The sequence below is a fragment of the Alteromonas sp. R7 genome, assembly GCF_055755235.1.
Map to the genome: position 1 here is coordinate 60,802 of NZ_JBVTQX010000007.1, position 14,164 is coordinate 74,965.

General features: G+C 44.9%; 11 protein-coding genes and 1 tRNA gene. 6 read left to right on the forward strand and 6 right to left on the reverse strand.

Annotation, left to right across the window (positions count from 1 at the left end; all coding sequences use genetic code 11):
- Window positions 1-20: 20 nt before the first annotated feature.
- The 5 genes from AC0J2X_RS12590 to mutY all read right to left on the reverse strand — a co-directional run bounded on the left by AC0J2X_RS12590 (window position 21) and on the right by mutY (window position 3,890).
- Entirely contained in the window at window positions 21-632 is a 612-nt protein-coding gene (locus AC0J2X_RS12590) for a hypothetical protein (RefSeq protein ID WP_278711998.1), read from the reverse strand.
- Window positions 633-634: 2 nt separating this feature from the next.
- A complete protein-coding gene (locus tag AC0J2X_RS12595; protein WP_278711999.1) occupies window positions 635-1,522 on the reverse strand; it encodes a TIGR04255 family protein in 888 nt (295 codons plus the stop codon).
- 741 nt (window positions 1,523-2,263) lie between these two features.
- A tRNA-Phe gene (locus AC0J2X_RS12600) sits at window positions 2,264-2,339 on the reverse strand.
- Window positions 2,340-2,490: 151 nt separating this feature from the next.
- Window positions 2,491-2,763, reverse strand: coding sequence for an oxidative damage protection protein (locus AC0J2X_RS12605; protein ID WP_014947929.1), 273 nt, complete (start codon window positions 2,761-2,763; stop codon window positions 2,491-2,493).
- A gap of 59 nt (window positions 2,764-2,822) precedes the next feature.
- Window positions 2,823-3,890, reverse strand: coding sequence for an A/G-specific adenine glycosylase (gene mutY, locus AC0J2X_RS12610; RefSeq protein WP_014975407.1), 1,068 nt, complete (start codon window positions 3,888-3,890; stop codon window positions 2,823-2,825).
- A 113-nt stretch (window positions 3,891-4,003) separates the two neighbouring features.
- On the opposite strand from mutY, the gene AC0J2X_RS12615 reads away from it, so the two are divergent.
- The 6 genes from AC0J2X_RS12615 to arcA all read left to right on the forward strand — a co-directional run bounded on the left by AC0J2X_RS12615 (window position 4,004) and on the right by arcA (window position 10,791).
- On the forward strand, window positions 4,004-4,708 hold the full coding sequence (locus tag AC0J2X_RS12615) for an alpha/beta fold hydrolase (protein ID WP_472996071.1): 705 nt from the start codon (window positions 4,004-4,006) through the stop codon (window positions 4,706-4,708).
- A gap of 91 nt (window positions 4,709-4,799) precedes the next feature.
- On the forward strand, window positions 4,800-5,519 hold the full coding sequence (gene trmB, locus AC0J2X_RS12620) for a tRNA (guanosine(46)-N7)-methyltransferase TrmB (RefSeq protein WP_014947926.1): 720 nt from the start codon (window positions 4,800-4,802) through the stop codon (window positions 5,517-5,519).
- A complete protein-coding gene (locus AC0J2X_RS12625; RefSeq protein WP_014947925.1) occupies window positions 5,519-6,601 on the forward strand; it encodes a methyltransferase in 1,083 nt (360 codons plus the stop codon). The genes trmB and AC0J2X_RS12625 overlap by 1 nt, the downstream gene beginning before the upstream one ends.
- A gap of 149 nt (window positions 6,602-6,750) precedes the next feature.
- Window positions 6,751-8,175: a glycogen synthase GlgA gene (gene glgA, locus AC0J2X_RS12630; protein ID WP_014975403.1), complete on the forward strand. Its 1,425-nt coding sequence runs from the start codon at window positions 6,751-6,753 to the stop codon at window positions 8,173-8,175.
- A 107-nt stretch (window positions 8,176-8,282) separates the two neighbouring features.
- Window positions 8,283-9,929 (forward strand): sensor histidine kinase, encoded by a 1,647-nt coding sequence (locus tag AC0J2X_RS12635; protein WP_278711766.1) that lies wholly within the window; start codon window positions 8,283-8,285, stop codon window positions 9,927-9,929.
- Between the two features lie 154 nt (window positions 9,930-10,083).
- Complete coding sequence (arcA, locus tag AC0J2X_RS12640) at window positions 10,084-10,791, forward strand: two-component system response regulator ArcA (RefSeq protein WP_014947922.1); 708 nt, start codon at window positions 10,084-10,086, stop codon at window positions 10,789-10,791.
- 157 nt (window positions 10,792-10,948) lie between these two features.
- Here the strand turns inward: arcA and AC0J2X_RS12645 are convergent, their stop codons facing one another.
- Window positions 10,949-14,068: a beta-galactosidase gene (locus AC0J2X_RS12645; RefSeq protein ID WP_472996072.1), complete on the reverse strand. Its 3,120-nt coding sequence runs from the start codon at window positions 14,066-14,068 to the stop codon at window positions 10,949-10,951.
- Between the last annotated feature and the right edge of the window lie 96 nt (window positions 14,069-14,164).

Sequence of the window (14,164 nt, forward strand, 5' to 3'; positions counted from 1 at the left end):
CTTCCTCAAACGACTTTTGGCTACGCGTAACGCGAATTCATCAATTTTCGCTTATCTTGAGTTTCTCTCGATATAGCTTTTGGTTCGGGGTGAGTTTGACCTTGCACCTTTTCGTGCACGACCTTTGCTAGCTCGACTAGCTCCTCATTGTCTACTTTGTTTGTTGTCATCCAAGACAATAAAGTTTTGCCATTTACAAGGACTCGTTTGATTGATTTTAGTGCGTCCGGATACGATGCACTAATTCTATTCACGGTTTCAAATGCTGAATTATATAGGCGAACAATACCTTCGCTTGGTTGAGACTCGTTCCTATGATTGTAATAAGTGGCTCTGGACACGCCTACCATTTTAGCAGCTTGAGTTGAGTTAAAGTTCAGAACGGACTCGATATGTTTTTGAATCTCGCTAATTGATAACGCTTCTTGAGGTTGTGCTGGCTGTTCAAGATCTTCGGTTTGATTTACGACAAACACATATACTCTGTGCTTTGTATGAATATCATCGCCTCTTGAAAAGCTTGACTGCTGCTTTATCGAAAGAAATCTGTCTGCATAGGTGTTACCGCTAGCATATGCTCGCTGCTCTACATATGTTTCAGGATTAGGAGATTCTGCTACATATCCATCCATTCTTAATGCTCCTGCTTGATATCAACCCAGTTCCAGTCAGTTTTACAAACATCTTGGTTGATTAGTGAGTGAAAGCTCTCTTTTGCCAAACCATGTGTCTTGACGCAGAGTTGTTCAACTTCTTGACTGCCAAGTCCTATGTCATCCTGTGGCAGTTTACTTGCTTTTGTCCATACCATAGCATAGAAACCTTCTTCCAATACATTCAATGTCGAAGGTAAATCAATAGGCATCGAAAAGGCTCTATTTCTCTCGACTAACTGATTTGGTAGATATTTTATTTCTGGAGTCGAGGGTGACTTTGGAAGCTGTTCAATCTCAATATCTAATCTTGTTCTATTGTCTTTGAGAACCCTTGTGAATCGCGTGCTACCTATTTGTAAAACATCATTGTCAGAGACATTTTTAATTACAGATAGTGGTAATGCTTTATCCCCATGAGCAAAATAGTCTTGCAACTGCCGTTCAGCTTTAGGCGCGATTATATCAACATAATTGAAACTGACTTCAGCAACAGAAAAATCTTGCATGGGTGTAACTGCTTCGGTCATAGCTTTCAAAGCTGCGAATATATTTCCAATGAAATCATTCGATCTTTCGTATCTGCTTGTTCTAAATTCGATTAGATTATTGTCTTTATCTATAACAAGGCAGTTTCTTTGGTTCATGGAGAAGTACGCCTCACGCTCCACCGTTAGGTTTTCTACCCTAGGAGTAGCCCCGGGAGTAATTGATGTGACCGAGTCCTTGGAATTTAACCGCTTTCTGAAAATTGTTTTTTGTAGAGCTTGTCCAACCGCTATTTCTTGCTCAAGGGTTAGATCTAGAAAATTAAATTTAAACTGAGCACAGACATAAACCAAAGGTGCGTCCTGAAATTTTCCATTCATAAACTTTGCAATTCCCAAAAGCTTTTAGTTGATTAGACACTTTTTTAGACACAGTGTAGCAATATAGTTCAATTTACCCAAGAGGAGTTTTAATTGGGAAAGCTGTATATCCTTAAATGCTATGTTAAAACAACAAGGAGCCGAGTCAGATGCATCCGCGATTCTGATATTCAGCCGTCCAATCCTTAAACATTCTCTCAGCACGCCCCTTACTCCTTTCTTGTCGGGCTAACGCGTTTTTCGACTTGGGCTTTGGTTTCTCTTCGTCGAATGTCACACCTGATAAAGCATCTGCAAACATTTCAGGCTATACATGGCTATAATGCTGCTCAATCATTGCTGCACTCGTTCCACTTTGGCGAGCGATCACGTCCATGCTAGTTTCAGCAAGCAACTGCCAAGCGATATACGCATGCGTCGAAGAGTTGAGTGCTCAAAGTCCCCGGAATCTAGTAGTAGCGAGCCTTTCAGTGGTATGGAAGGATCGGGTAGATAGAGAATCTGGTTTGGAGCTTCTCCAGTCTGCCATCTTGCTACAACCGTGAAAGAAATGCCATGAATCTATTGATGAATTAACTGCTGAACAAGAGCTATGTAATGATACAAAAATACGAGATGGTAGATTGGACGGACTTGAACCGCCACGCTATCGCTAGCAACGGATTTTGAATCCGATGTATTTACTACCGATAAAACATCAAGAACAAAAAAGCCCTCACATCTCTGCAAGGGCTTGAATGATGGTGCCTCGACCCGGGATCGAACCAGGGACACGCGGATTTTCAATCCGCTGCTCTACCAACTGAGCTATCGAGGCTGAAACTTGTTAGCGTTCTAGGCGTTTACTACCTGTCCTGCTGTGGGTGCGTATTAAACGGTTTTCGCCTTCACAAGTCAACCGTTTTTCTCGCTTTTTTTGCGCTTTTATTACTGTTTGCGCATTGTTTGCTCAAAAAACGCTTTTTTGCTTATTTTTCAGGCGGAACGTAGCCTTCAATCGTAGGCTCTACGTCGTCAAACAAGTATGCCGACATTTTTTCTTCTAAAAACTTACGGGCATTCGGCTCCATCATATTCAACTTGTGTTCGTTAATTAGCATGGTTTGCTTTTTCTGCCATTCGGCCCATGCTTCTTTAGAAATGTTGTCGAAAATACGCTTACCCAGCTCACCCGGGTAAAGTTGGAAATCTAAGCCGTCAGCTTCTTTTTGAAGCTTGCGACAAAATACCGTTCTTGCCATGTTATTTCCTTTCGTTCGCTATCTGCTAAGCAATAAAAGTTACGTTGGGCTTAGAAGGCCTAACGCACTAACTGCTGAATAATCTTGGTTGTAGGTGCCGCTAAACCAACTTCAATAGGCTCGTTCAACGAAAACCAACGAAATGCCGTTTCGGCTACGCGCTTTGTTGGAGCAGAGTTTACCACGGCCACTACTGGGGTGATATCTAAATGAAAATGGCTAAAGGTATGACGGAACCCTTCAAGCGTTCGGGTTTCGTCGACACTGATACCTCGCTTGGCCAACTGCTCAATCCCCTCTTCTATTGAAGACACCTCAATAAAACCATATAGGCCACCCCAAAGCCCTGTTGAGGGACGCTGCTCTAAATACACTTGGCTGTTAAACTGTGCCACCATCATATAGGTGGATTTCTCCGGTAGCGCCTTTTTCGGCTTCTTACCCGGGTAGTCGGCTTGCGCGCCTTGGGCGTAGGCAATACAGTCGGCTTGAAGCGGGCACTCATCACACTTTGGCTTGCTTCGCGTACAGATCATCGCGCCCAAGTCCATCATCACCTGCGTATAGTTGGCACAACGTCCGCCTTCTGAATTGGTGGGCGTGTTTTTCTCGGCCACTTCCCAAAGCTGATTCTCTACCTTTTTCTGTCCCGGCCACCCGCCGATTGCATAGTATCGGGCCAACACACGCTTCACGTTGCCGTCTAATATAGGAAAGCGCATATTGCGAGATAGCGAAAGTATCGCCCCAGCGGTAGAGCGCCCTATGCCGGGCAAATCCATAACTTCTTCTAGACTATAGGGAAACTCGCCGTTGTATTTTTCTACCAGCGTATTCGCAGCTTTGTGAAGATTTCTTGCTCTTGCGTAGTAGCCAAGCCCAGTCCAATGATGAAGCACGTCGTCTTGAGAAGCCTTAGCCAAGTCGTGCACGGTGGGAAAAGACGCCATAAAGCGTTTAAAGTAGGGAATTACCGTGGTGACTTGAGTTTGCTGCAGCATTATTTCCGACACCCACACCTTATAAGGCGTAACGTCTTGTTGCCAAGGCAAATGCTTTCGCCCGTGTTTATCAAACCATGCGAGTGCTCGCTCTGCAAAGCTACCTGTATATTGTTGTTCTGTCATAATCGTCTGTATGGGCAGTTACTACCGCTTGGTCGTTTTCTACTTAGCGACCATTCATTAAAAAGCGCGCTATGGTAGCATGTAACTAGCCAGTTTATTGTTAAGGAGCACACGTGTCTGTGCAGCACCCTGTTTTATTTTTTCCCGGTACGCTCTGTGACGAGCGCGTATTTCTACCGCTTTGGCGCGAACTAAATATTGCACGACGTCGTTATGTACCGCTTCAATGGGCAGCATCGCTAGAAGAAATGCTGGCATTAAGTGAAGATCGTATTCTTGATAACGAAAAAGTGCACCTTGTGGGTTATTCGATGGGCGGGTTTATAGCTGCATTAGTAGCACAGCGCAATCCTGCCAATATTGCTTCGCTAACCTTAATCGGTTACAACCCAGAAGGGTTATCAAAAGAAGAAATTGTAAAGCGTAAGCAGCTTACTACTATGCTTAAGCAAGGTAACTTTAAGCCCGACAACGACGCTTATCTTTCGCGATTTATCCACCCTTCCCGCTTAGCGGATGAAAACGTGGCTGGCGTTGTAAAATCGATGGCGCAGGATTTAGGTAAAACAACGTTACTCAACCACACGCTAGCAACCACACCACGAGAAAGTACCGTTAAAGCGCTCGCAAAGATCAACGCGTCAGTAACGTTTATTACTGCCCAGCAAGACGCCATTGCACCAGCAGAAACAATTAAGCAGCTAAAAAATGTGCTACCCAAAGCGACGTTCCACACCATCAGTGACGCCGGGCATATGGTAGTACTTGAGAAAACTGACGCCGTAGCGTCTATTATTGCGAAACAAATTGGCGTATAAAATTACAGCATTTTTGCCACGATAGCGTTGCATAAGCCGTGGGTAAGTGGATAATGCGCCACCATAAAATTGGGTAAGAAAGGCATTGCAAATGAGGCAATTCAAAAGTCAGGCGGAAGCAGAAGCCGCTGGAGTATACGTAAGCAAGGTAAAAAGCTTCGTGAAACGCGAAGGTAGACTTACTAAAGCACAAGAAAAAGCGCTAGAAGATTACTGGCCAACCAAGGGCATTGACTACGCTGAAGCACCGTTATCGCTGTCAGAAATTTTTGGCCGAAGTGCGCCTGTTGTTGTAGAAATTGGCTTTGGTATGGGCAAGTCATTGGTTGAAATGGCCGCAAATGCACCTGAGAAAGACTTTATCGGCATTGAAGTTCACCGTCCAGGCGTTGGCGCATGCTTAGCTGAAGCGAGTGAACAAGGCGTCGAGAACTTGCGTGTAATGGACCATGATGCGGTAGAAGTGCTTAAAAATATGATCCCAGACGGTTCGTTGTCTCGCCTACAGCTATTTTTCCCAGACCCTTGGCACAAGAAGCGTCACCACAAACGCCGTATTGTTCAGCCTGAATTTGTTGAGCTGGTTCGCACCAAATTAGCTATTGGCGGTTGTTTTCATATGGCGACGGATTGGGAGCAATATGCTGAGCACATGTTAGACGTTATGATCAATGCCGACGGTTACACCAATACTGCAACTGACGGCGACTATGTACCTCGTCCAGACTACCGCCCAATTACCAAGTTTGAAACCCGTGGCCAAAAATTAGGTCATGGCGTTTGGGATCTAATTTTCGAGCGTACTAAGTAATGATTTTATCTCCTCAAAGCCAACTGTTAGAACGTAATATCGCGCTTTTCGACGAAGGTCAGTGGGCATTTATCAACCCTTCTGATGCGTATTTTCTGGACGGTCTTAAATCGCAAGAAGTCACGGTAATTCACCAATATTTCGATATTTTTTCAGAGTGCGTAAGAGTCGTACCCTCGGTATCGTTTGATAGCCGAGATATTACGCGCACAGGTTTTGAGGTGACGCAAAAAGTCGGAAATCATACTCATATATTTACGCCTTTCGTTGCACTAGAGAAATCTCACACTGACGTGATGATTTTCTTACCCAAAGCAAAAACCCATTTTCAGATGCTATTGCGAATGGCAGCCAGCATGGTGGGCCAAAATGGTCGTATTCACGTGGTGGGTGAAAATAAGGGCGGTATAAAAAGTGCTGCTAAGTTAATGGACCAATACGGCCCAACCCAAAAGGTTGATTCTGCTCGCCACTGCAGTCTTATCACCGTTTTAGTTGAAGAGCCACATCTTGCCTTTGAACCGGATGCATGGCTTGACATGAATACGTATCACGTTGAGGGCACGGCTTGGCAAGTGGCCTCTATGCCTGGCGTATTCAGCTACAAGGAACTGGATGCGGGAACTGAGCTTTTACTAGAAAAACTCTCAACATCATTGAGTGGTGAAATTCTGGATTTCGCATGCGGCGCTGGCGTGATTGCCAGTTATATAATGCTTAAGTATCCGCATTTGAAGCTTCATCTTACTGATGTTAGCGCACTTGCAGTTTACTGTAGTGCACTCACCCTAGCAGACAACGGATTATCAGCAACACTCTATGCTGCAGATGGATTGCACGGTTTTACCCAAAAAGTACAGCATATTGTCACCAACCCGCCATTTCATACTGGCATTAAAACTGACTACACCATCACTAAGCGCTTTATTTCTGACGCTAAAGCAAGCTTAAGTCGTGGCGGCACTATGCAGATGGTGGCAAACCGATTCTTACCCTACCCAGGTTTACTCGCTGAGCACTTCCAAACGGTCTATACCACAGCACAAACGTCGCAATTTTCTGTTTATCAAGCGGCTTTGTAATTAAAAAAACCATTAGCTTGTGCTAATTTAGCTTTTCTACCTGTTGCTCATGCCATTGCGTACTCCACGCAATGGCATACGGCGCTTTTTCCGTACACTATATTTAAGCATTACAAGTGCACTGCACGTTACGCTCTGGGGGATCACCTGTGAATATTGTATTTGCTATTTCAGAAGTTGAAGAATTGGTAAAAACCGGCGGCCTTGCAGACGTTGGAAAAGCACTCCCACTCGCGCTTGATACCTTGGGCGAAAGCATCACCATTGTTATGCCTTATTACCAAGTACTGGCTGAACAGTTGAACCTACCAACTGTAACCGAGCAACAAACCCTGTTTACTGAAGGTCAGGTGTACCATTTTGATATTCGCTACATGCAATGGCACGGTATTCCTATTTACTTTGTAGACTCGCCCGAATACTTTATGCGTGAAGGGCTATACGCCAACGCATTTGAGGCCTATGAAGACAATGGTGAGCGCTTTAGCTTTTTTAGTGGCGCCGTACTCCAAACGCTAAAAGCTATCGATAAAAAGCCTGACATTATTCACTGTCACGACTGGCATGCGGCCATGCTGCCGTTTTTACTTACCCACGACAAATCTGGGTATTTTGACGGTACTAAAACCATATTCACTATTCATAACGCGGCTTTTCAAGGCGTGCATAAGCTTGAGAGCATTCCCTTTCTTCGCCATCATCCAAACATTCTGGCGCAAGTGCACGGCGGTTACATCAATATGCTGCAAAGCGGAATTGAGTTTGCCACGAAAGTGACAACCGTAAGCCCTAACTATGCGAGCGAGTTACTTACTGACCTGGGTAGTCATGGCCTGCACGAGCGGCTTGTGAATCGTCAAGCCGACTTAAGCGGTATTCTTAACGGATGTGACTACACGCAGTGGAACCCCGAGACGGATACATTCCTACCTGAGAATTACAGTGTAGAGAATCTTCATCCAAAGACCGCATGTAAACGAGTATTACAGGAGAAGTCGGGATTACCTGAGAATGGCAACGTACCGCTTATTGGAATGGTGTGCCGGCTGACTGAACAAAAAGGCTTTGGCTACATACTGCCCATTTTGGACGATTTAATTAAGCACAATGTTCAAATGGTAATTGTGGGCACGGGCGACCCTAAAGTGTGTATGGACCTTGGCGAATTCGCTCAACAACACCCTGACCAATTCGCGTTTATAAACGGGTTTAGTTCCGAACATGCCCATTTGGTAGAAGCCGGCGCTGATTTCTTCCTAATGCCTTCTCAGTTTGAGCCGTGCGGATTGAACCAGATGTACAGCTTAGCTTATGGAACCATCCCCATCGTACGTTCGGTAGGCGGACTCAAAGACACGGTTATCGATTACAGCAACGATAGTGAAGGTACGGGTTTTGTGTTTGATGAACCTACGCCACATGCACTGCTATCTTGCATTCGTCGAGCTCTGCTGGCGTTCTACGAAGATGCCGGAAAATTCAGGGCGATGCAGCAACGTGGAATGCGAACGCGATTCACATGGGAAGCAGCGGCGAAGAATTACCAGCAACTATACGTTTCAACCCTCAACTAAAGGGCTTTGCGTACATTAATTATTGTTTATGGGCGTCTTCCTTTTTGCGCATTTTTGCGCCACTATGAATATATGGAAGACGCGAATGGACAATACGCAAAACGGATATGACGGATAAAGTAGTCAAGCTTACGATTAAAAGCCTTTTCATTTGGGTGGTAATGTCAATTACTACGTTTTCGCTTGCAGTGTTATCCAGTCTTGCCGTCTACACGCAAATTAAAACCTACCGTCATGAACTTGAGTCTAACGCACTCATGTTAGCCAAGTTGGTCGCAAGCAGTTCAGCTATGTATCTTTATGACGAAACGCCAGAGCGCATTGAACTTGCCCTAAGTAACCTTGCTGCCGCCGACCATGTATTAAATGCCCACGTTTACAAAGCGCAAAGCGGTAACTTAGAGCCCCAGATTTTCGCCTCTTATAACAAGGAAGGCCAGTTATTGCTAGGAGGCAAGGAAAATCAACTGGCGTCCATGTTTATGACACCTCAGTTGGCCGACAATGGGCAATACCTTGAATTAAGTGCAAAAGTCTTCGACACTGAGACAAACATTCAGTTGGGCTGGATATATTTACGAATTTCCTCAGAGAATTTTAACCAGCTTGTTGGAAAGTCGATTTGGCTTAATTTAGCAGTAGCCTTGGCGCTATTGGCTATTAGCTTTTACTTTGCAGTGCATATGCAGCGTATTGTAACTGGCCCCGTTGAAGACATTGCTAACTTCTTGCAGCGTACTTCACGACAACGTGATTATTCAGCCCGTGCCAGCGGCTCCACTATTAGAGAACTCGATATCTTGGCTGACGCCGTGAATGTGATGCTGTTTCGCATGCAAGAGTATATGCAAAAGCAACGACAGGCGGAGGAGCAACATAGAAAGCTCAATGCCAGCCTTGAAGATATGGTAAGTCACCGAACCACCGCCCTTAAGGATGCAAACCAGGAACTTATTCAAACGCTAGAAAAGCTACATCAGTTCCAGCGTCAAATTGTACAGAATGAAAAGATGGCCTCGCTCGGTGATATGGTTGCGGGCGTTGCGCACGAGGTAAATACTCCGATAGGTTTAGGCGTTACTGCGTCGACAATGATGTTAGACAGGTTAGCGGTTATTCAAAAAGACTTTGAAAATAAAACGCTGAAAGCCAGTGCAATGAAACGCTTTTTGGATGAAAGTAACGAAAACCTCAACATTATTTACCGCAATTTGAACAGAGCTGCCGAACTTATTAGCAGTTTTAAGCAGGTTGCTGTAGATCAAACCTCAGAATCTAGTCGAAGTTTTTGCGTTGTACAGCTAGTTAATGAGATACTATTGTCATTGCAGCCTCGACTCAAAAAATTAAAACACAACATCAACGTAGATTGCGACCCTACCCTTAGCGTTGAAACGAAGGCTGGCCCAATAAATCAAATCTTGATTAATTTAATCATGAATTCGGTTATTCATGGGTTTGAAACCATGGATGAAGGCACAATTGATATTCGTGCCGAAATGGTGAGTAGCAATAAGCTCAAGCTTGTTTATACCGATAACGGAAAAGGCATTTCCCCAGAAATTCGCAAACGGATATTTGACCCCTTTGTCACCACGAAGCGTGGGCAAGGTGGTTCCGGATTGGGAATGCACTTGGTATACAACTTAGTAACGCAAGCCCTTAATGGTTCAATATCGATTACCAGTGAGGAAGGCAACGGCGTAGAATTTGTAATTATCTTCCCCGTTGTTAATGCGAAAACGTCAGAATAGTTGTATAAAGTATGAACTTTTCTTGATTTTTATTGGCTAACCCCAATACCTTAACAGTAAGAATATTCACAAGCTGCTTGCAATCAAGTACATGAATATTAAAATTTAACCAGTTAGTTGCTTAAATCGTATTTTAGAAAGAGTGTAGAACACCATGCAGACGCCAAATGTGTTAATTGTTGAAGATGAGGTGGTAACCCGTACCACGCTTAAGAGTTTATTTGAAGCGGAAGGGTATAATGTGTTTGAGGCCGAGAACGGTGATCAAATGCATGATTTCTTCGAGAATCACGCTATCAATTTGGTTATCATGGACATTAACCTGCCGGGTAAAAATGGCCTTATCTTGGCACGTGAAGTACGTGACCGTAAAAACGTTGGGCTTATTTTCCTAACGGGTCGTGATAACGACGTTGACCGTATTCTAGGTCTTGAAATTGGCGCAGACGATTATCTGACTAAGCCTTTCAACCCTCGTGAATTGACTATTCGCGCGCGCAACTTACTGTCTCGTACTACAAACTCTTCAGAAGACGACGATTTACCAAGCCGTGTAAGCTTCAATGGTTGGACGCTTGACGGTGATAGCCGTTCATTGATTTCGCCTAGCGGAAAAGAGTTCCGTCTACCACGCAGTGAATTCCGCGCTCTTCACCTTTTCCTAAGCAATCCAGGTAAGATCCTTACCCGTGAGCAGCTAATCATGGAAATGACGGGGCGTGAACTTCGTCCGAATGACCGTACGGTTGACGTAACGATTCGTCGTATTCGTAAGCACTTCGAATCAGATCCTTCAGATGAAGAATTGATTGTAACCATTCACGGTGAAGGTTACCGTTTCTGCGGTCAGGTTGACGGCTAAGACCTTGCCTGAACGAGTTTTGAATTAATGAAAAGCCGCTACTGTGTAGCGGCTTTTTTATATGTAAACACTTTATCCCAATGACGGCATAACTAAGCTATGCCGCGAATTGTCACTTGAGATATCGAGTGCTAAATGATCGACTTCACACTGAGGATTAGCTGTCAGTAGCGCTAAAGCAAACTGAGTAGCGGTATTGCTTCTCTTCCAACAAGAATGCTTTATGTGTACTTGGGCTCCATGAATCATCGCCGCCTACGCCCATGTGAGCATGATCAATGTACACAAACACACAATCTTGAGGTGTTAAATCACAGGTGTGTTTTGCCTCGTCTAGCTGGGATTGACCATATTCGCTCACGTTAAAATAGAACTGTCCTTTTGCTTTCAGGCCGCTAACTTCAAGTTGTGTACAGCCACAGCGCAAGCCATTGTCCGTTGGGAATATGTAGCACGTTTGCATCTCTTTTATAGATAAGGTGTAGCGACCATAACGCGCTGCCGCTTTTCTGTCAGGATAGTTCTCAAATGGCCCTAGTCCTTGCCAGGTAATCGACGTTGGCTTATCGGCTACAGGTACCGCCGTTTGCATACCAATACGCGGCATAGGCGGTAAACCATCATCCAAAAGCACTTCAACGTCTACCGATAGCTTGGCCTGTACATTTATGGTGTAAACCCACTTTGTTGCGGCTACCAGCTTTTCTGAATGGTGATAATCAAATAACGATGTTATACGCACGTCTTGCGCACCCTGCTCAACGTTTACACCCGTGCAAGTGCGTGTCCACTTGCCAATTCCAGCACGACGCCAGCGAGACTCCCACGCATTTGGGTCTGGATTATCAACTTCGCTTACCCCAATGTCGTTATCTAGTGGCGCTCTGAAGAAGTTATCTTCTAGCGGCGCGGCAAGTGTTTCCTCCGCGCCTTGAAGCCACGAGGTTAATAGCCCGCTCTCACTATTAAAGCTAAATACGTTATTTTGCGCATGTACCAGCAACATCCCATCCTGAGCTTCAATTGATAGCTCACTTGTGCCGCTTGTTGTTTCGTTATCATTAAGAGAAAACGATACTATTCCACACTTGTTGACTAGCGCTAACTGGGCGGTGTCCATAACATGCCCTGCTTTAGCCCACGAGCAGTCATTCGCTAGTACCACATCAATATTTAAGTGGTAGTCAGCGCCTGCTTTAAACGTAATATCTGGGCTAAGACTGAGCGTTTGCGCTTGTTGTGGCGCTATGTCGATTTCGCATTCGCCCTTCGCCTCAGCAATCGGTTGTCCATTTTCTAGCACTTGCCAACGTAACAACTCGTTGTCTGTGCGTCTAAATAAGTAATCGCTGCTTACTGTAAGCTCAAACTTGTTGTCTTTCTCAACCAACGAAAAGCTTAAGTGCTGCTGACAATATTTAGCTTCTAATAAGTGCGGATGTGGCGTTCTGTCTGGAAATAACAGACCGTTTATACAGAATTGTCTGTCGTTTTCAGTATCGCCGAAGTCGCCACCGTAAGCCCAGTAAGCTTCGCCGCTATCAGTGTGTTTTACTAATCCTTGATCAACCCAGTCCCAAATAAAGCCACCTTGAAGGCGAGGATAAGCCTTAAACGCTTTCCAGTATTCATCAAAGCTACCCAAGCTATTACCCATAGCATGCGCATATTCGCATAGAATAACGGGGCGGTTTTCCCCCGGCATCGACAACCATTTTTTAATGGCCCACTTAGGCACTGCATCGTCTTTAATGTCGGTATCAACCCGTGCGTACATTGGTGCAATAATGTCGGTAGCCGTTGTATCAGCGCCGCCGCCTTCGTACTGTACAGGGCGCGATGGGTCAAATGACTTTGCCCAGCCATACATTGCATCGTGGGTAGGGCCGTGACCAGACTCATTCCCTAACGACCAAATAATGATGCTGGGGTGGTTTTTGTCGCGCTCTACCATTTGCGTGAAGCGCGCCATGTAGGCGCCGGCCCATAGCGGGTCGCGAGAAAGCCTTCCCATCGGGAACATACCGTGGGTTTCGATGTTGGCTTCATCTACCACATAAAGCCCGTATTCATCACAAAGCTCATACCAACGAGGGTGATTTGGATAATGAGCGGTACGCACAGCATTGAAGTTGTTTTGCTTTAACAACTTAATGTCTTCAAGCATGTCATTTTCATTGATTGCATGCCCTTTTGTTTGATGGTGTTCGTGACGGTTAACCCCACGAATTAGCACGGCTTTACCATTTACCAGTAACTGGCCGTTTTTCATTTCAATGTTTCTAAAGCCAACGTTATAGGCCTCAACATCAACGGCATTGCCATTCTCATCAATAAGCGAGACTACGATGCGGTACAGATTCGGTGTTTCAGCAGTCCAGTGTTTAGGTTCATTCACATGAAGCGTTTGAAAAACTACATCATCCCAACCGCCCTTTTCATCAATACGCTTATTGTTAGTGCCGGTAATGACTTGCTCGGTAACAGCGTTATCGCCATCAAAAAGCTGGATACCCACTTTGTAAGTAGAAGGCGCATTGATGGCGGTACGTACGGTTACTACTGCGTCGCGATAGCATGCGTCAAGGCTTGGCGTAACAAACACATCCTGAATGTGATGCTGAGGTTTGGTGACAAGATTTACGTCGCGGAAGATACCGCTAAGCCACCACATGTCCTGATCTTCTAAGTAGCTGCCGTCTGACCATCGGATCACCATTACCGCTAGTCGGTTTTCACCTTCGACCAAGTAGCCAGACAAATCGAATTCAGCCGGTAGTCGACTGTCTTGGGAATAGCCCACATACTCGCCGTTGCACCACAAGTGAAACGCGCTATTTACCCCTTCAAAAACAATATGATTGCGCTGTTTTAACTCATCCTTGGTAACGTTGAACGTTGTTCGGTAGCAACCCGTTGGATTCTCGCTGGGTACCACTGGAGGGTTCACCGCGAAGGGATATTTCACGTTACAGTAAATCGGTTTGTCGTGACCTTGCAGCTGCCAATTAGAAGGTACCGCAATAGGCTGCCAATTAGCAGATTCATCATCACTTAATGTTTTAGAAAGCAGGCTTTCAGGTACGTTTGCTGGTGCCTCAAATAAACGGAAATCCCACTGACCGTTTAAACTACGCTTTTGCGCATTGGTATTGTGCAATGCGTCTTTTAGCGTTTTATATCCGTGATGTGGACTGTGGGCATTGATGCGATTCCTCTGAAATACAACCGGGTTTTGCCAATCGTTTTGAGCCACTACTTGCGCAACATTAAGCATGTCATATCCTTTACTTTTTCGTTAAGCGCAATATAGCTAACTTTCATTAAATCCTTTATGCTCTAATCTTTCATATATTTATCCAAAACTATCATT

Bases quoted from the DNA above. Each gene is read 5' to 3' on its own strand.
- AC0J2X_RS12605 (WP_014947929.1), bottom strand. From the start codon at position 2,763: ATGGCAAGAACGGTATTTTGTCGCAAGCTTCAAAAAGAAGCTGACGGC.
- AC0J2X_RS12595 (WP_278711999.1), bottom strand. From the start codon at position 1,522: ATGAATGGAAAATTTCAGGACGCACCTTTGGTTTATGTCTGTGCTCAG.
- trmB (WP_014947926.1), top strand. From the start codon at position 4,800: ATGAGGCAATTCAAAAGTCAGGCGGAAGCAGAAGCCGCTGGAGTATAC.
- AC0J2X_RS12590 (WP_278711998.1), bottom strand. From the start codon at position 632: ATGGATGGATATGTAGCAGAATCTCCTAATCCTGAAACATATGTAGAG.
- mutY (WP_014975407.1), bottom strand. From the start codon at position 3,890: ATGACAGAACAACAATATACAGGTAGCTTTGCAGAGCGAGCACTCGCA.
- AC0J2X_RS12625 (WP_014947925.1), top strand. From the start codon at position 5,519: ATGATTTTATCTCCTCAAAGCCAACTGTTAGAACGTAATATCGCGCTT.
- arcA (WP_014947922.1), top strand. From the start codon at position 10,084: ATGCAGACGCCAAATGTGTTAATTGTTGAAGATGAGGTGGTAACCCGT.
- AC0J2X_RS12635 (WP_278711766.1), top strand. From the start codon at position 8,283: ATGACGGATAAAGTAGTCAAGCTTACGATTAAAAGCCTTTTCATTTGG.
- AC0J2X_RS12645 (WP_472996072.1), bottom strand. From the start codon at position 14,068: ATGCTTAATGTTGCGCAAGTAGTGGCTCAAAACGATTGGCAAAACCCG.